The 18378-nt window shown below is 69.2% G+C and carries 13 protein-coding genes; 5 read left to right on the forward strand and 8 right to left on the reverse strand.

Annotated features, from left to right (window positions below; genetic code table 11):
* The first annotated feature begins 103 nt into the window (after positions 1–103).
* Complete coding sequence (locus ABD104_RS27170; protein ID WP_343928564.1) at positions 104–385, forward strand: MarR family winged helix-turn-helix transcriptional regulator; 282 nt, start codon at positions 104–106, stop codon at positions 383–385.
* Between the two features lie 13 nt (positions 386–398).
* Here the strand turns inward: ABD104_RS27170 and ABD104_RS27175 are convergent, their stop codons facing one another.
* From ABD104_RS27175 to ABD104_RS27195, 5 genes are all read right to left on the reverse strand, one after another.
* The gene (locus ABD104_RS27175) at positions 399–1616 is read right to left on the reverse strand and encodes a BaiN/RdsA family NAD(P)/FAD-dependent oxidoreductase (RefSeq protein ID WP_279817784.1); all 1218 of its coding nucleotides are present in this window, start codon (positions 1614–1616) and stop codon (positions 399–401) included.
* The gene (locus ABD104_RS27180) at positions 1616–3877 is read right to left on the reverse strand and encodes an arginine/lysine/ornithine decarboxylase (RefSeq protein ID WP_124688077.1); all 2262 of its coding nucleotides are present in this window, start codon (positions 3875–3877) and stop codon (positions 1616–1618) included. The genes ABD104_RS27175 and ABD104_RS27180 overlap by 1 nt, the downstream gene beginning before the upstream one ends.
* A 323-nt stretch (positions 3878–4200) precedes the next feature.
* Complete coding sequence (gene dcd, locus ABD104_RS27185; protein WP_124688076.1) at positions 4201–4764, reverse strand: dCTP deaminase; 564 nt, start codon at positions 4762–4764, stop codon at positions 4201–4203.
* Between the two features lie 97 nt (positions 4765–4861).
* On the reverse strand, positions 4862–5869 hold the full coding sequence (locus tag ABD104_RS27190) for a Bug family tripartite tricarboxylate transporter substrate binding protein (protein ID WP_279817781.1): 1008 nt from the start codon (positions 5867–5869) through the stop codon (positions 4862–4864).
* Between the two features lie 39 nt (positions 5870–5908).
* Complete coding sequence (locus tag ABD104_RS27195) at positions 5909–7399, reverse strand: chlorohydrolase family protein (protein WP_279817779.1); 1491 nt, start codon at positions 7397–7399, stop codon at positions 5909–5911.
* Positions 7400–7747: 348 nt separating this feature from the next.
* On the opposite strand from ABD104_RS27195, the gene ABD104_RS27200 reads away from it, so the two are divergent.
* Positions 7748–8656 (forward strand): LysR family transcriptional regulator, encoded by a 909-nt coding sequence (locus ABD104_RS27200; protein ID WP_279817777.1) that lies wholly within the window; start codon positions 7748–7750, stop codon positions 8654–8656.
* Between the two features lie 9 nt (positions 8657–8665).
* Here the strand turns inward: ABD104_RS27200 and ABD104_RS27205 are convergent, their stop codons facing one another.
* Positions 8666–9334 carry a TetR/AcrR family transcriptional regulator gene (locus ABD104_RS27205; RefSeq protein ID WP_087837221.1) on the reverse strand — a complete coding sequence of 223 codons (669 nt, stop codon included), beginning with the start codon at positions 9332–9334 and terminating at the stop codon, positions 8666–8668.
* A 152-nt stretch (positions 9335–9486) separates the two neighbouring features.
* On the opposite strand from ABD104_RS27205, the gene ABD104_RS27210 reads away from it, so the two are divergent.
* The 3 genes from ABD104_RS27210 to fahA are packed head-to-tail and all read left to right on the forward strand — an operon-like array spanning position 9487 to position 12315.
* Entirely contained in the window at positions 9487–10059 is a 573-nt protein-coding gene (locus tag ABD104_RS27210) for a cupin domain-containing protein (protein WP_087837222.1), read from the forward strand.
* A gap of 25 nt (positions 10060–10084) precedes the next feature.
* The gene (locus tag ABD104_RS27215; protein WP_087837223.1) at positions 10085–11038 is read left to right on the forward strand and encodes a Bug family tripartite tricarboxylate transporter substrate binding protein; all 954 of its coding nucleotides are present in this window, start codon (positions 10085–10087) and stop codon (positions 11036–11038) included.
* An 8-nt stretch (positions 11039–11046) separates the two neighbouring features.
* Entirely contained in the window at positions 11047–12315 is a 1269-nt protein-coding gene (gene fahA / locus ABD104_RS27220) for a fumarylacetoacetase (protein WP_343928565.1), read from the forward strand.
* A 36-nt stretch (positions 12316–12351) separates the two neighbouring features.
* On the opposite strand, the gene ABD104_RS27225 is transcribed toward fahA, so the two are convergent.
* Positions 12352–16455 carry a translocation/assembly module TamB domain-containing protein gene (locus tag ABD104_RS27225; protein WP_343928566.1) on the reverse strand — a complete coding sequence of 1368 codons (4104 nt, stop codon included), beginning with the start codon at positions 16453–16455 and terminating at the stop codon, positions 12352–12354.
* Positions 16452–18293, reverse strand: coding sequence for an autotransporter assembly complex protein TamA (locus tag ABD104_RS27230; RefSeq protein WP_338617774.1), 1842 nt, complete (start codon positions 18291–18293; stop codon positions 16452–16454). Before ABD104_RS27230 ends, ABD104_RS27225 begins: the two co-directional genes overlap by 4 nt.
* Positions 18294–18378 lie beyond the last annotated feature (85 nt).

The following is an 18378-nucleotide window of genomic DNA, read 5'->3' on the forward strand; positions in this document are numbered from 1 at the left end:
GGCTTGCTCATGTTCCTCAATCAGGGCTTGCAAAACGGCACGAGCCATGAACAGGGGGTAGCGGCGGGAGTCTATATAATCGTCAGGGATGCGACACATAGGCATGGACAGGGCCACGGTTGGCCAAGTGATCCGCCGATTGGAAAATCGAGGCCTGGTAGAGCGGTCGACCGCGCCGGGCGATGCACGGCGCAAGGTCGTAGTCCTGACGGCCGACGGACGCAAACTGGTCAAGGACGCGAACAAGGCTGCGCTCCATGTGTCGGATCGCATGCTGGAGCCGCTCGCTCCCCTCGAGCGTCAACAGTTGACAGCGCTGCTGTCGAAAATGGTCGCGGCTCTAAACGCGCAGGCGCCCACGCCGATCGAGCCGCCGGAGGCGTAGCGCCCGCTGGCAATCAGACCGACTGGCCGCAGGCCGCGCCGGACGCCCAGGCCCACTGGAAGTTGTAGCCTCCCAGCCATCCCGTCACGTCCACCACTTCGCCGATGAAATGCAGGCCGGGGACGGCCTTGGCTTCCATGGTTTGCTGGTCCAGGCCACGGGTATCGACGCCGCCGCGCATGACCTCGGCCTTCCTGTACCCCTCGGTACCCGACGGCGTCAGGGTCCAGCGCTTCATGCCCTCGGCCACCTGGCGCAGCGCCTTGTCGGGCAGGTCTGCGATACGCTGCTCGCCCAGGCCGGGATGGGCCGCGGCCAGCCACTGTTCGGCCAGCCGGCGCGGCACCATGCCGGCCAGCACGTTGGCCAGGTGCTGGCGGCCGCCGGCCTTGGCGGCCAACAGGTCCGCCATCAGGTCCACGCCCGGTGCGAGATCGATCACGATGGGCTCGCCCGGCTGCCAATAGCTCGATATCTGCAGCACCGCCGGACCGGACAGGCCCCGGTGGGTGAACAGCAGGTCCTCGCGGAACGAGGCCGCGCCCCGGCCCGAACCGGTGCGGATGTCGACCTCCAGCGCGACGCCGGCCAGGGGCACGAAGGGCTGCCATGACGCGGCGTCGAAGGTCAGCGGCACCAGCGCCGGCCGGGGCTCGGCGATCTTCAGGCCAAACTGCCGCGCGATGCGCAGGCCGAAGTCCGAGGCGCCGATCTGCGCGACGGGCAGCCCGCCGGTCGCGACGACCACGCGTGCGGCGCGGATGGCGCCGGACGAGGTACGAAGCATGAAACCCGCCTCGCCCTGCTCCACCGATTCGACCGTGCAGGGCATGCGCCACGCCACGCCGCCCGCGTCGCACTCGGCGCGCAGCATGCGGATGATGTCCTCGCTGGATTCGTCGCAGAATAGCTGGCCCCGGTGCTTCTCGTGCCAGGCGATGCGGTGGCGCGCCATCAGCGCCAGGAAATCGCCCGGCGTGTAGCGCGACAGCGCCGAGCGGCAGAAGTGGGGATTGCCAGAAATGAAATTGGCGGGTCCGGCATCGCGGTTGGTGAAATTGCACCGCCCGCCGCCGGAGATGCGGATCTTCTCGGCCAGCCGCCGGGCGTGGTCGATCAGCACCACGCGCCGGCCGCGCTGCCCGGCCACCGCCGCGCACATCATGCCGGCTGCGCCCGCGCCGATCACCGCCACGTCGAAGGCCGCGCCGCGCGGCCCGTCCGCCGCCATCAGGCGTCCTTGACGCAATCCACGTAGAAGCGCATGTCGCCGTTGGGCAGCACTTCCTCCACCAGCCCATGGATGTCGGTGTCGAAGCCCGGGAACTGGGCGTTGAACTTGCGGGCGAACTGCAGGTACTTGACGATGGTGCTGTTGAAGCGTTCACCCGGGATCAGCAGCGGAATGCCCGGCGGGTACGGCGTCAGCAGCACGCTGGTCACGCGCCCTTCCAGCGCATCGATGTCGACCCGCTCGATCTCGCGGTGCGCCATCTTGGCGAAGGCCTCGGACGGCTTCATGGCCGGGACCATGTCGCTCAGGTACATCTCGGTGGTCAGGCGCGCCACGTCGTGGGCCCGGTACATCTCGTGGATGCGGGTGCACAGGTCGCGCAGCCCCACCTGCTCGTACTGCGGGTAGTCGTGGCAGAACTCGGGCAGGATGCGCCACATGGGCTGGTTCCTGTCGTAGTCGTCCTTGAACTGCTGCAACGCAGTCAGCAGCGTGTTCCAGCGGCCCTTGGTAATGCCGATGGTGAACATGATGAAGAACGAGTACAGGCCGGCCTTCTCGACGATCACGCCGTGTTCGGCCAGGAACTTGGTGACGATGGACGCGGGAATGCCGGTCTGGCCGAAGGTGCCCGACACGTCCAGGCCCGGCGTGACGATGGTCGCCTTGATCGGATCCAGCATGTTGAAGCCGGGCGCCAGGGCGCCGAACCCGTGCCAGTTGGCATCGGTTTCCAGCAGCCAGTCATCGCGCTCGCCGATGCCGTCGGCCACCAGGTTGTCCGGACCCCAGACCTTGAACCACCAGTCGCTGGCGCCGAACTCGGCTTCCACCTTGCGCATGGCGCGGCGGAAGTCCAGCGCCTCGAGGATGCTTTCCTCGACCAGCGCCGTGCCGCCCGGCGGCTCCATCATCGCCGCCGCCACGTCGCAGGACGCGATGATCGCGTACTGCGGCGAGGTCGACGTGTGCATCAGGTAGGCCTCGTTGAATACGTAGCGGTCCAGCTTGCGGGTCTCGGACTCCTGCACGATGATCTGCGAGGCCTGCGAGATGCCGGCCAGCAGCTTGTGCGTGGAGTGGGTCGCGTACACCACCGCCTCGGTGCTGCGCGGACGGTCCTTGCCGATGGCGTGCATGTTCCGGTAGAAGTCGTGGAACGCCGCGTGCGGCAGCCAGGCCTCGTCGAAATGCAGGGTGTCGATGCTGCTGCCCAGCAGCTCCTTGATCATCTCGACGTTGTAGACCACGCCATCGTAGGTGCTCTGCGTGATGGTCAGGATGCGGGGCTTGCGGCCGGCGTTGTCCTTGGCGAAGGGATTGGCGTCGATCTTCTTCTGGATGTTCTCGGGACGGAACTCCTCCAGCGGAATCGGCCCGATGATGCCCAGGTGGTTGCGCGTGGGCCGCAGGAACACCGGCACGGCGCCCGTCATGATGATGGCGTGCAGGATGGACTTGTGGCAATTGCGGTCCACCACCACCACGTCGCCGGGCGCCACGTTGGCATGCCAGACGATCTTGTTGGACGTGGACGTGCCGTTGGTCACGAAGAAACAGTGATCGGCGTTGAAGATGCGCGCCGCGTTGCGCTCGGAGGCCGCGACGGGGCCGGTGTGGTCCAGCAGTTGCCCCAGTTCGTCCACCGCGTTGCAGACGTCGGCGCGCAGCATGTTCTCGCCGAAGAACTGGTGGAACATCTGCCCCACCGGGCTCTTCAGGAACGCCACGCCGCCCGAGTGGCCGGGACAGTGCCAGGAATACGAACCATCCTGCGCGTACTTGACCAGCTCACGGAAGAACGGCGGCGGCAGCGATTCCAGGTAGCTCTTGGCTTCACGGATGATGTGGCGGGCCACGAACTCCGGCGTGTCCTCGAACATGTGGATGAAGCCGTGCAGCTCGCGCAGGATGTCGTTCGGGATGTGCCGCGAGGTGCGGGTCTCGCCGTACAGGTAGATGGGGATCTCGGCATTGCGGAAGCGCAGTTCACCGATGAAGGCTCGCAGCTTGCTGACGGCATTGGCCACGTCCTCGGGCATGCCCTCGCCGAATTCCTCATCGTCGATCGACAGGATGAACGCGCTGGCGCGGCTCTGCTGCTGAGCGAAGGACGACAGGTCGCCGTAGCTGGTCACGCCCAGCACCTCCATGCCCTCGGCCTCGATGGCCGCGGCCAGCGCGCGCACGCCCAGACCGGATGCATTCTCGGAACGAAAATCTTCGTCGATGATGACGATGGGGAAACGGAATTTCATTGAGGTTGAAGCCCCCCCCCTACGCGCTGACGCGCGCCCCCCAGGGGGCGGCACTGGCGGACTGGCGGACCAGATCCGCTGTGCCCTGGCAGGGCACGTGGCGGCAGGGAAATCGGTTGAAAAACGGCCGGCCGCGAGCAAGTTACCTCGCACAGCGCCTCCGGGCGTAAAAAAACAAACAACTAGCGTAAAACAATTCAGTGTCGGTTTGAGGACCACCCCACGCAATCCACTGCCCCCAGACCACGACACGGGGGATCCGGCTCCGCCGGTCCCCCGCCGTCGGCCCCCTGGGGGGCGCGCGTCAGCGCGTAGGGGGGGGCCTATGTCCTAGGCAGCGTCACGCCCTGCTGGCCCTGGTACTTGCCGCCGCGGTCCCGGTACGAGGTCTCGCAGATTTCGTCGCTTTCCAGGAACAGCATCTGGGCGCAGCCCTCGCCGGCGTAGATCTTCGCGGGCAGCGGCGTGGTGTTCGAGAACTCCAGCGTCACGTGGCCCTCCCATTCGGGTTCCAGGGGCGTGACGTTGACGATGATCCCGCAGCGCGCGTAGGTGCTCTTGCCCAGGCAAATGGTCAAGACGCTGCGCGGAATGCGGAAGTATTCGACCGTGCGCGCCAGCGCGAAGGAGTTGGGCGGGATGATGCAGACCTCGCCCTTGAAGTCCACGAAGGACTTCTCGTCGAAGGCCTTGGGATCGACGATGGTCGAATTGATGTTGGTGAAGATCTTGAATTCGTCGGCGCAGCGCACGTCGTAGCCGTAGCTGCTCGTGCCGTAGCTGACGATGCGCTGGCCGTCGTGCGCCCGGACCTGGCCGGGCTCGAATGGCTCGATCATGCCTTCGGCCGCCACACGGCGGATCCAGCGGTCGCTTTTGATGCTCATGGACGGGGTCTCGTCAGGGGACGTCTACGTAAAGGGGGAATTGTAGCTGGACTGGGGATACCCCCAATACCCCCCACCGTCCCCTCCCCCTTTCGGCTCAGTCCAGCCGGATGTCGAGCGCCTTGATCACCTTGCCGTACCTGCGGGAATCCTCAGCGATGGCCCTGGAAAGATCGTCCGGCGTGCCCCCCAGCCCCACCGTGCCCTGGCGCGCCAACAGTTCCTGGGCCTGGGGCGACCGCATCGCCCGGGTAACCGCCAGGGCGATTTTCTCCCGTAGCGCCAGGGGCGTGGCAGCCGGCGCCATCAGCCCCGACCACGAAATCGCGTCGCCGAAAGAAAGGCCGGTGGTTTCCTTCAGCGTCGGCATCTCGGGCACCAGCGGCGAGCGTTGCTCGGCGACCACACCCAGCGCCTTGACCCGCCCGCCGCGGATGAACGGCAGCGCCGCCGGCAATTGCGCGATCATCATGTCGATCTGGCCGCCCGCCACGTCCGCCAGCGCCGCCGACACGCTGTTGTAGGGCACATGCAGCAGGCTGACGCCCGCGCGCCCGGCGAAGATCTCGGCGGCCAGGTGCGCCTGGCTGCCTATGCCCGGCGACGAATAGCTCAGGCGCCCGGCCTTGGCCTTGGCGATCAGCGCCCTGGCATCCGCCACGCCCAGCGTGTTCGACACCACCAGCACGTTGGGCACCGCCCCCACCTGGGCGACGGGCGCCAGGTCGCGGGCGATGTCGAACGGGCGCTTGCGGTAGAGGTGCGGGTTGACCGCCAGGTCCGACACCGGCACGGACACCAGCGTATAGCCATCGGGCGCGGCCTTCACCACGGCCGAGATGCCTATGGTCCCCACTCCGCCGGGCTTGTTCTCGACGATGACGGGCTGGCCCCAATCCTGCGCGAGGCGTTCCGCCAGGACGCGCGCCAGCAGGTCGGCCGCGCCGCCCGCGCCGTAGGGCACGACGATGCGGACCGGGCGCTCGGGGTAGGCATCGGCGGCATGGTCCTGGGCGAATGCCGGCGCGGCCAGGCCGGCCGCCACCGCGCAGACGGCCGCCCGCAGGAAGTTCGCCCGGGCAAGGGAAAAGCGTGAGATCTTCATGGACATATCCTTGGAAACGATCGGATCCGGCGCGCCGGGCTATTCGCAATCGGGGCAAAACGAAGGCGGGCACATCATGCGGGCGGTACGCCGCAGCGGGTCCCAGTCCTGGACCTGGCCCCACACCCCTTCCGCGAACGCCTGGGCCTCGGCCCGCAGGCCGCCCAGGTCGACGTCGGGGATGCGGCCGTCGCGCATGCGGATCTCCCCGCCGGTGACGACCAGGTCCACGTCGTCGCCCACGCCGCACTCGACCAGACTGCATATCGGGTCCCAGATCGGCCCGTAGCGCAGCACGTCCTTGCGCCCCAGGTTGATGGCGACGATATCCGCGCGGGCGCCGGGCGCCAGCCGGCCCAGGTCCTCGCGGTCCAGCGAGCGGGCGCCGCCCAGCGTGGCCGCCTCGAACACCTGTTCCGCGCTGGCCGCCGTCAGGTCATGGCTCATGACCTTGCCGTGATAGGAAGCCGTGCGCATGTTCATGATCATGTCGCGCGGATAGGTATCGCTGCCTATCGTCATGTTCACCCCGGCCTCGCGGTACGACTTCCACGAATCCAGCACGCGGGCCCGGCGCACGATGTTGATCGGGCAGTGGGACACCGAGACCTGGCTCTTCCCCATGCGCTCGAGATCGCGGCCGCCCGAATAGTTCAGGCGCGGACTGTCGGAGATGAAATTGGCGTGTCCGATGTTCAGCGCGGGGGTCAGCATCTGCACGCTGTCCAGCAGCTCGATGGGCGTCTTGCGATGTTCGCGCACGGTCTCGTAGAACTCGATGACGTTGTAGCCGGCGTGCGTCGCCATCGGCACGCCCAGGTCGCGCGCCGCCGCCACGGTCCGGCGCAGGATGTCGATGCTGCAGTTCTCGACCTCGCGCGGCACCAGGATCCCGTGGACCAGGTCGCTCGGATCGCGCTCGACCCGCTCGATGAACGCCACCGCGTCGTTGAACAGGTGCAGGCCGCCGTCGGGATAGGGCACGCGCGTCAGGTTGCCATCGTCGTCCGAGGCCCAGCGCCCGCTGTCATAGCCCGGCCCCAGGTAGCCCCGCACCCCCAGCGCCTCGCACTGCCTCCACAACGCCTCCTGGACGATCACGTGCCCGCCCAGTTCGACGAAAGTCGTCACGCCGTTGCGCAGCAGTTCGCTGACCGTGAACGCCGCATGCAGGGCGATGCCGGGATCCACCTGCGCCTCTTCCTTGGTCAGGTAATTGGGATAGCCCTGTATGCGCGTGCCCGACCGGGCGATCGTGACGTCCATGTAGGGCTGGCCGAAGAGGTCCGCCCGGCCGTGGTCGGTCAGCAGTTTGTGCAGCGCGCGGTGACCCGAGTGCACGTGCGTGTCGATGAAGCCCGGCGACAACAGGCAGCCCGGCGCCTCGATGACGCGGTCCGCCTCGCCCCGGTAATCGTCCCCCGCGTAGACGATACGGTCCCCGTCGTAGACCACGCAGGCCTGCCGGTAGAGCACATGCCCGCCGTTCTCGTATCCCACCACCCAGTCGCCGTTGATCCTGGTTTTCATGCTGGTCTTTTTCCTCCGCGTTCTGCCAATATTGATCCTGCGATGCACTGCCGATGCCAGGTTCTCAGCATGCTGAGCAATTGCCGGGACTGTCAACGCGGTGGACCGGCCGCCGGAAGCCAGGAACGCGGCTCGCCCATGCCGTGCAGCGAGAACGGGCGTCACGCAAAAATGCGCGAGATCGATGAAGAACGTGTGTGATGAAGGCAGAAGCGGGATCGAGGGCGCGCGACCCCATAGCGAGGATCTGGCCGGGCCGTGCCTTCCGGCCAAGAATGGCTATCTCGATTCCGTTGTGGAATATTTGATTATGACGGCCGGCCGCCGGCCCCGATGAAGCCCCGATCCATGGACATCAAGCACGTCGACCTGCATCTCCTGATGATCTTCGATGCGGTGCTGGCCGAAGGCAACGTGACCCGCGCCGCCGACCGCATCGACATCAGCCAGTCCGCCGTCAGCAAGGGGCTGGCGCAGTTGCGGGAGATCTTCCACGACCCGCTGTTCCTGCGGAACGGGCGCGGCGTCGTGCCCACCCACAAGGCCATGGAGATGGCCACCGGCGTGCGCCACGCCATCCTCGCCCTGAACGGACTGGCCTCGCCGTCCGAGCCCTTCGCGCCGCATGCCGCGCGCATGCACTTCAACATCGCGGCCACGGACTACGTCACCTTTACCCTGCTGCCCGCGCTCATGCGGCGCCTGGCCTCGGAGGCCCCTTCGGTGTCGGTGGCCATCCACCCCATCGAGCCCCTGATGCCCGAGGAATTGCTGCTGCTGGGCAAGGTGGACCTGGTACTGTCGCCGGTGGCCACCGCCACCTATCCCATCTACCGGCAGGAATTGTTCAGGGACGACTATGTCTGCCTGCACCGTATCGGCCACCCGCTGGATGGCCAGACGCTCGGCCCCCGCCAGTTCGCCTCGGCGCGGCACGTCGCCATGCCGCGCCAGAACGGCGCGCGCGAGCGCGTGCTGCAGGATGCGATGCAACAGCACGGCATCTCGCGCGACGTCGCCGCCCAGGTTCCCCACATGCTCGCCATCGCCCCCACGCTGGCCTGCACCGACCTGATCGCCACCGTCACCCGCCGCATCGCCCTGGCCTTCTGCGGTCTCTATCCGCTGCGCATGGCGCCCCATCCGCTGCCGCTGGGCGAGTTCGTCGTCTCGCAGCTCTGGCACGAACGGACCCATCCCAGCCAGTCCCAGCGCTGGCTGCGGGAATTGATCTTCGAGGTCTGCCGGGAGTTGTGATGTAAGGCGCTAGCCGGCGGCGGGCGCCGCCAGCCCCGCTGCCAGGAAATCCAGCAGGCGCGACAGGGTCAGGTCGACGCTGGCGGCGGACACCGGCGTGGCGCGCACGTCCGGCATCAGCCGGGCGACGCGGCCGTTGTCGGCGCGGATGTACATCATGCTGCCGAACACGCATTGCAGCCGCAGGTAGAGCTCATCCCGCGTCAAGTGGGGACAGGCGCGGGCCAGGATGTCGACGAACAGCCGGCCGACGTCGTCGTGGACGCCGAACACGATGTTCTTGACCGCCGGATCGGGCTCGACCGAGCAGATGGCCGACAGCCGGTTGAAGCGGGCGCCTTCCTCGGTCTGCCCCACGCGCATGCCCGGTCCGATGAAGGCCTCGAGCACGGCGCGCACCTCGGGCCGCGCCTGCGGGTCGGCGGGCACGCAGGCCTGCAGCAGCGCGTGCCGCTCGTCGTTCATCCGGCCCACGCGCGCCTCGAAGATCGCCCGCAGCAATCCTTCCTTGGTCCGGAAGTAGTAGTGCACGGCGGCCATGTTGACGCCGGCGGTGGCGGTGATCGTGCGCAGCGATACGCCGTTGTAGCCGTGCTCGGCGAACAGCCGCTCGGCCACGTCGACGATGCGGTCGCGGGTAGAGGCGGATTCGGCGGGATCGGCGGCGGGGCTGGGCATGGAGTCGTCCGGAAAGCGATAGGGAGCCTATGTTACCCGCAAAGCCTGGATTTTTGTTTCAGTCGATTGATTGAATCATTCGTTTGACCGAATGGCTGGGAATTCCTATGATGGACCCTGACGCGCCATCCGGCGCCCGCATGAGGAACCCCATGAACGGAAAGATCCGCCGTGTCGTGACCGGCCATGACGAGCAGGGCCGCGCCGTCGTGCTGGAGGACGGCTATGCGCCCAACGTCCGCCACGATGCCAGCCGCCCCGGCTACTACCTGACCCAGCTGTGGCTGACGCCCACGGCCCCCGCGCCCATCGACAATGGCGCCGACCCCACCCTGGGGCCGGTGTCGCTGGCCCCGCCGAAACTGGGCACGGTCGTGCGCATCATCGAATTCCCGCCCGCCGGCCTGGAACTGCGCGACGTGGATGCCGATGCCGCCAAACAGGCGTTCTCGATGTTCGGCGGCCAGCATGCGCTGACCGCCCAGGGCGGCGGCAAGCAGCGCCACCCCTTCATGCATCGCACCGAAACCATCGATTACGCCATCGTGCTGTCGGGCGAGATCACCATGCTGCTGGATGAATCCGAGGTCACGCTCGGCGCCGGCGAAGTCCTGATCCAGCGCGGCACCAATCACGCCTGGACCAACCGCACGAACGAGCCGGCCCGCGTGCTGTTCGTCCTGGTCGACGGCAAGTTCGATCCGGCCCTGCCCGTGCAGCAGTAACCCCCACTCCAAGAGGAGACCAAGCATGTCTTTCAAGAAGATCCTGTTCGTTCCGCTCCTGGCCGCCATGTGCGCCACGGCCACCGCCCAGACCTACCCGTCGCGCCCGGTCGAGCTGATCGTTCCGTACTCGGCGGGCGGCAGCGTGGACGTCATGGCGCGCGCCTTCGGCCGCGAACTGTCCGAGATCCTGTCGACGCAGATCGTCGTCAACAACCGCGACGGCGCGGGCGGCACCATAGGCGTGGCCGCCGTGGCCTCCGCGCGTCCCGACGGCTACACGGTGCTGTTCTCGCCCTCGTCGCCGCTGACCCAGGCCCCCTTCCTGATGGGCCGCCTGCCCTACCAGCCCGACAGCATCACGCCGATCTGCCAGATCTTCGAGAACCCGTTCGTCATCGCCGTGCGCAAGGACTCGCCCATCCACAGCGTCAAGGAACTGCTGGACCAGGCGCGCCAGCAGCCGGGCAAGCTGTCCTACGGCCACGCCGGTCCCGGATCGGTACCGCACCTGGCCACGGCCAACCTGGCCAAGTCCTCGGGCGTGAACTTCAACGAGATCGCCTTCCGCGGCGATGCCCAGGTCATCCCGCAACTGCTGGGCGGCCACATCGACTTCGGCGCCCTGGGCGTCTCGTCGGTGGTGGGCAAGGACCTGCGCATCCTGGCGGTGTACGGCGACAAGCGCCTGGCCGGCCTGCCCGAGGTACCCGCCATCACGGAGTTCGGCATCAAGCACGCGGTCATCGCCCGCAACGGCCTGTACGTCAGCCGCGGCGTGCCGCAGGCCGCGCGCGACAAGCTCCAGCAAGCCTGCCACGCCGCCACGCAGAAGAGCGAATTCCAGAAGGCGGCCGGCCAGCTCTACCAGCAGGTCAACTACCTGGACAGCGCCACCTTCGCCAGCCGGCTGGCCAGCGACAACGACACCAACCGTGCGCTGATCCAGTCGCTCGGCCTGCTGAACACCGGCAACTGAGCACGGCCATGTACGAGATCATCGATGCGTCGCTGCGCGCCTTCATCGACGTCGAGCCCGACAGCGACTTCCCCATCCAGAACCTGCCCTACGGCATCTTCTCCACGCCGGACGGCGGGCTCCGGGCCGGTACCGCGCTGGGCTCCTGGGTGGTGGACCTGCACGCGCTCGAGCGCGCGGGACTGCTGCCCACGCCCTCGGGACCGGCGCTGTTCGGCCAGGGCAGCCTGAATGCCTTCGCCGCCGCCGGCCGGCCCGTGTGGAACGCGGTCCGGGCACGCCTGGCGGCGCTGCTGTCCGGCACCGACTCGCGCCTGCGCGACGACGCCGGATTGCGCTCCCGCGCGCTGCTGCCCATGCAGGCGTGCACGCTGCACCTGCCGTTCGAGATCGCGTCCTACACCGACTTCTATTCGTCGGAGGACCACGCCACCAACGTGGGCAAGCTGTTCCGGGATCCGGCCAATGCGCTCACTCCCAACTGGAAGCACCTGCCCATCGGCTACAACGGCCGCGCCAGTTCGGTGGTGCTGTCCGGCCACGACGTGCACCGCCCCATGGGGCAACTGCCCGTCGCCGGCGGCACGCCCGAGTGGGGGCCCTGCCGCCAGTTGGACTTCGAACTGGAAACGGCCTTCTTCGTGGGGCCGGGCACGGCCCTGGGCAGCCGGCTGGATCCCGATGCCGCGATCGCGCGCATTTTCGGGATGGTGCTGATGAACGACTGGAGCGCCCGCGACGTCCAGCGCTGGGAATACGTTCCCCTCGGCCCCTTCCAGGCCAAGGCGTTCGCCACATCGATCTCGCCGTGGGTGGTCACGCTGGACGCCCTGCAGCCCTTCCGGGTGGACGCCCCGCAACAGGATCCGGTGCCGCTGCCCTATCTGCGAGAAACCGATCGCCACGCCTACGACATCGAACTGTCGGTGGAACTCGGCACGCCGGACGGCGCATCCGCGACCATCACCCGCAGCAACTTCCGGCACCTGTACTGGACCATGGCGCAGCAACTCGCGCACCACACCAGCAGCGGCTGCAACCTGCGCACCGGCGACCTGATGGGCTCGGGCACCATCAGCGGGCCGAGCCCCGAGGCGCGAGGCTGCCTGCTGGAGCTGACCGAGAACGGCAGGCAACCCCTGGCCCTTGCAAACGGCAGCACGCGCGGCTTCCTGCAGGACGGCGACGAAGTCGTCATTCGCGGCCATGCCCGCCGAGGCGCGCTGCGCGTGGGTTTCGGCAGCGTACGGGGGCGGGTGCTGCCGGCCATTCCCTGAACGCGCGGGGGGCCGGCAACGCCCCCCGAGTCTGCGTCAGTCGTCGAACAGCACGAAATACAGCAGGTCCAGGCCGTTCAAGGTGCCGCCCTTGGCCACCGCCGACAGGCGATTGCTCAGGCGGTAGCTGAGCTTGACCACACCGTCGCGGCCCGACAGCGCCTGTTCGAAACTGGCGTAGAGCCGGTCGGACAGGCGCTTGCCCACCACCAGGAACTGGTTGTTCGACAGGGCGTAGGCCGACGAGGTACTGTCCCCCGCCACCGTGCGGTCCGGCAGCAGGCCGCGGCTGCTGCCCACGTTGCCCGACCGCACGCCGATCTCGTCCAGCCCGAGCTGGCGCGAGATCGGTTCGCTGCCCTGCGGCCCCAGCAGCGACGTCGCCGCGCTCAGCAACAACGTGGCATCGGCGCCGCCTCCGCCTTCGTCGGGGCCCCGGCCCAGCAGCAACCACGAGAGTTTTTCCACGTCGCTCACCTCGGGCGTGGAGACCAGCGCGATGCGGGGGCGGCGCGCCGTGCCGCTGATCCGCACGCCCGCCTCCACGCGCGGGCCGACACGCACCGCCACGACATCCAGCAGGGGATCGTCCAGCGGCCCCTGGAAGGTCAGCACGCCGCGGCGCACCGTCAGCGTCTGGCCATAGGCATCGAAGCGGCCGCCGCGCGTGCGGACCGTGCCGCTGGACGACAAGGCGCCGACCATGCCGACGATGCGCAGGTCGCCGGTGATGCCGGTATCCAGGCCGTAGCCTCGCAGGTAGAAGCGGTCGCCCAGCTTGGCGCCGACGTCGATGGCGATGCCCAGCGTCTTCTTCTGCCGCTCCTCGCCGGTACGGCGCACGTACACGTCGTCCGACAGCTTGGCCGGAGCCTGGGTGCCCATGTCGACCCAGCCGGTGTCGGCTTCGAACAGGCCCGCGATACGCATGCGGTCCGGGATGATGTCCATGTCCACCCGCCCCGAGCCGGCCACGAAGCGATCGGCGCGCTGGATCGCGGGGAAGCGTTCGGCCTTGAGAGTCGCGTGGCCCGAGGCCTGAGACATCCGCCAATCGGCGCTGATTTCCATCCAGCCGCCCTGGCTCTCGTTCTTGATCCACTGCTGCACCCGCGAATCGCGCGGGTTGACCCGGATCACGCTGGGAAAACGCAAGGATTCCAGCACGATGCGGTCATCCTCCAGCGTGGCCTTCAGCGTGCCGTCCAACAGCCTGAGCCCGTCGTCCAGCCGTACGATCCGGATGCCTTCCCCCTGGAGGCCGCCGGAGGCATGCCATTGGCCGCCCGACTGGGCGACGCGCGCCGAACCGGCCACCTTGCCGCCCACCTCGACGCTGTCGCCGATGAACAGGCTGACCCAGCTCAGGTCCTTCAGGTCCACCTGGGCATCGAGCTGGGCCGGACGGTCACGGTCCAGGCCGATCGCGCCGCCACGGGCGATGACGCCGGCCTCGCCGTCCACCCGCACGCTGCCCACGCGGTCGCCCTCGACCAGGGTTTGCAGGACGATGCGGCTGTGGCCCGCGTTGCCATCCGGCGTCGCCCTGAGGCTGGCATCCAGCGTGCGCAGGCCCAGCGCCATGGGCGGCGTGCCGGGCACCCACAGGTCACCGCTGCGGCGGCGGATGTTCGCCGTCCCTTGCAGCGAACCGGCGAAACGCATGTCCCAGTCGGCATCCAGCACGATGACGCGCTCGCGCGGAATGGGCTTGCCGCCCAGTGCCTCGAGCAGGATCTCCGGCGCCCAGGCCAGTCCCTCGGCGCGGCCGCGCGACTCCCAGCGGCCGCCACCGCCGCGTGCCCCCTCGTTGACCAGCTTGCCGGTCTGCCCGCCCGGCAGGCGCAAGGCGATGCCAGCGGGCCCCACTTCCCATTGCCATTGCGGTGCCGCCGCGGACGGCACGTAACTCAGTTCCACCGGCGCCTCGAGCGACATGCCCAGCGGCGCGCGGGACAGGTCGAACTGCCCTACCTTGCCGCGCCAGCCGGGCGGCGCGCCCCGGCCCGGACCCACGCCCCAGCCGCCGTCGAAACGGATCGCCAGCGTGGCCGGCGCCGACCGGTCGGCCGGCACGAACTCGGCATCCACCGTCCCTTCATGGCGCGCCATCGTGCCTTGCAGACGCAGGGTGGCCTGGCTCATGGTGGCCTGCGGCGCGCTGGACACGGCCACGTTGTCGATGCGCAGGTCGATGTCGGCCGGCGCGGCCGCGAACCCGCCCTGCGGACGCTTGCCGTTGACCGGCGATCCGCCCAGGCTCGTGCGCCCCTGCACCTTGCCCACGCGCACGCCGCCGGGCAACTGCAGGTCGCCCGCGTCCAGCGTCATGTCCAGCACCGGCGCATCCAGCGTTTCACCCAGCGAGCCGCGCGCGGACAGGCGGCCGTTCAGCAGCGATGACAAGGTCTGCAGGCGTGGCGCGTCCAGGTCGAAATCCAGCTTGTCGCCCGGGCGCCCGAACGCGCCCTTGGCCGTCAGCCGGTTGCTGCCGGCGTTCAGCGCCGCGTCGGCGCGCGTGACGCGCATGCCGGCAAAAGCCAGTTCGCCGTGCCCGCCCAGGGGCTGCCCGTTCCAGCGGCTGCCCTCCTCGATGCGCAGTTGTGCCGTCCCGCCCAGTTCGGGCAGCAAGGCCCCTTTCACCTCGGCTCGCGCCGAGACCTGGGCCGGCGGCAGGGCCTCGCTGCGCACCCAGTGGCTGGGGTCGAAACGGTCCAGCCGCAGCTCGGCGGCGAAGCGCCGGGGCTCGGCCAGTTGCAGTTCGCCCTTGCCGTTCGCGCGCGCCTCGCCGGCGGTCAGCGCGAACTGCGGAATGCGCACGACCTCGTCGCGCACGCCGGCCTCGAGCTTGAGCGCCAGCGGCACCTTGCGCGACCGGTCCGACAGGTCCGCGGTCAGCGACTGGACCGCCGCGTCGGCGGAAAACGCCAGCGTGCCCGCCAGCCTGGTCGGCAGCGCCGCGCCGTGCAGCCGCGACGCATCGATGCCGCTGGCCTGCAGCCGGCCCCGCACGCGTCCGGCGTCGCCGGCCGCGGCGTCGCGGCGCCAGTCCATCTGGCCCGACAGGCTCCCGCCCCCCGCGAACTCGATCACGAGCGAGGCAACGTCCAGCGCGTCGAAGGTCTCGACCGGCGCGCTCAGTTGTCCCGATATCGCGGACACCGGCACGCCGTCCTTGTCCAGCGGGCGCGGGGTGGAATTGGTCAGCGCGAACGGGCCTTGAAGCAGCGGCCGGCCGCTGCCGTCGGCCACCGCCAGGTCGGCGGTCAGGCCGAGGTTGGCGGATGGCGCGCCGGGCATCCAGGCGGCGGGATCGATGCCGTGCAATTGCAGCTTGAGGCCGCGCAGCGGGAATCCTTCCAGCAGCGCCGCCTGCCCCTCCGCATTCACGTCCACGCCCGCGCCGTCGCCCCTCACGGCGAAGGCCAGGCGTTCCAGCGATCCAGTGGCCGAGGCGCCCAGGTCGAACGCGTGCGCCGCCTGATGGCCGCCGGCATGCAGCGCCAGCTTCACCGGGAACGGCGCATCCGCGCCCACGCTGGCCTCGCCCCGCAGCGTCGCCTCGGCCTGCGGCGCCGCCACGTGCAGGTTGGCCAGCAGCACCCGGTGCTCGGCGCCCGACGACGTCGCGCGCAGGTCGATGCCGTCGAAACTGGCGGGCAGCCGTTCGCCATCCATCTCGATGTCCAGCGTGCCGAGCCCCAGCTTGTCCACGTCGATGGCAAGCGGCAGCCGCAGCGAGGTCAGCGGCGTGGCGGGCTCGTCGGACGGCCGCAGGTTCAGCCTGGCCCGCCGCGCCGACAATTCGGAAACGTGCAGCCGCGCCCCGCGCAGCGCGCGCCAGCGGACATCCAGGCGCAGCCTCTCCAGGTCGGCATCCAACGTCGGCAGCCGCAGCTCCAGCGCATCGATGTCCAGTCCGCCCAGCAGGGACCCGCGCACGCCCTCCAGGCGGACGGATCCGCCCGCCAGTTGCACGCCTGTGCGCACGGCCCAGGCCGCGCCGCTGGCCGAGGACGCGATCCATGCGCCCGCGCCGGCCACCGCGGCCACGCCCAGCGCGAAGACGCCCGCCACGGCCCAGGGCCAGCGGCGGCGACGCGGAGCGGGCTTGGGGGAAGGAGTGACGGGCCCGTTCAAAATGCGATCCCCAGGGAAAAGTGCAGGCGGATGTTCTTGTCGCGCAGCGCGTAGGCCAGGTCCACGCTCAGCGGCCCCGCCGGCGTGCGGACCCGCAGGCCCGCGCCCACGCCGGTCGCCAGCTTCATGTCCGAGAAGCGCGAGGCGACGTTGCCGGTATCGACGAAGATCGCCCCGCCCAGCCGGTCGTCGAAGTAACGCGTGGCCTCCACGCTGGCGACGAACAGCACGGCATCGCCCAGCACCGCGTTGCCCACCTGGCGCCCCAGGCCCAGGTAGCGATACCCGCGCACCGAACGCGCGCCGCCGGTGCGGAACGAGAAATCGTCCGGCACGCGGTTGATGTCCTGCGCCCACAGGCGCCCGACCTCGCCGCGCACCGTGATGACGTCGCGCTTGGTGGGCGACCACCAGAACTGGCCGCGCGCGGTCAGCCGGTTGAAATGATTGCTGGCGTCGAGCGCGGTGCCCGCGCCGGCGCCCAGCGCGAACAGCGTGCCTTCGCGCGGGTCGTACTTGTCGTTGACGTCGCGGCGGATGATCTCGGCGGTGGCCGTGGCCGTGTTGGTGGTGAAGGAGTTGTAGCCGTCGATGTCGGTCATTTCGTGCGCGACCCGCGCGCCGTAGCGGGTCTCGTACTCGACGCGGCTCTGGAAACCGGCGGGATAGGTCTTGGCGCGGATGGCGCCCACCGCCAGCCGCCGCACGTGCAGGCCCTGCACGTCCGAGTCCTGCGCCAGCACGCCGAAGCTGTCGCGGAACCCGTTCTCGTTGGGCGCGAGATGGATGTCGGCATAGCCGAGCTTGCGCAGGCGGTCCAGCCGCAGCCCGGTCTCGAGCTCCACCGGCTGGCCCAGGACCACGTTCTGCCGGTAGATGGTCTCGATGCGCGGTCCCGCCTCGTCGTCCACGCCCAGCGCGACACTCATGCGGCGGGGACGCGATTCGACCACGTCCGCCAGCACCGGCAGCGTCAGGTGGCTGGGCCCCTGGTAGGCCCGCTCGGTGCGTGTCTGGTCCGGCTCCAGCCCCTTGGGCATCAGGGCCGGATCCTCTTCATGGTTGGGCGCGATGCCCTGGCGGTCGATGTCGAGCTTGGCGCCCGAGAAGAACGGCGAAGACTGGAGCGTCTGCTGCCAGTCCACCATGCGGTCGCGGTCGTAGGGCTCGCCCGGGCGGATGCGGACATAGCGCTCGACCGTGCCCTGGGGCACGCGTTTCAGGCCCCGGACCTCGACGCCCGACAAGCGCACCGCAGGGCCGCTGTCGAGCTTGACGTGCAGCGCCGCCCGGGCACGGTCGGCGTCCACGTCCGCCGCCGTATCGACCAGGCGGGCCACCGGGAAATCGCGCTCGGACGCCGCGTCCAGCAGGTTGCGCTTGGCGGTTTCCCATTCGTCGTTGCGGAACGGGCTGCCTTCCTTCAGTTCCCAGTCCTGGCGCAGCTTGGCGACGCGCTCCTCGAACTCCGGACCGGATATGGCGCCCAGGAAAGAGATGTCCACGGTTTCGATGAGGGTGCGCTCGCCCGGGACGATGGTGATGTCCCAGGTGGGACCCGCCACGTCGGTGCCGGCCTCGAGCTGGACCTCGGGCGAGAAATAGCCTTCGGTGGCCAGGGCGTCCAGCGTGGCCTCGCGGGCGCGGCGGCGCAGGCGTATGCCCTCGCCGCCGTCCTGGTCGTCGGCCATGTCCGCCATGCTGTCCACGGCGTGCGTGACGGCTTGCAGGGCGCTGGCAGGCAGCCCGCCCGGATCGATGGTGATCTCGGGCCGCGCCGCGAACGCGGGCTGGGCCAGCAAGGCGCACAGGACGGCGGGCGCGAAAGGCAGGCGCATCACGTCCGCGGAGCAGGCAATACGTTTCCGTTCGCGACTGCGGCGCCAGCCCCGTCGGCGCCCAGGAGAGGATCGATCATGCCGG

Origin of the sequence: Pigmentiphaga daeguensis (genome assembly GCF_039523035.1) — a bacterium.
GTDB classification, from domain to species: Bacteria; Pseudomonadota; Gammaproteobacteria; order Burkholderiales; family Burkholderiaceae_B; genus Pigmentiphaga; species Pigmentiphaga daeguensis.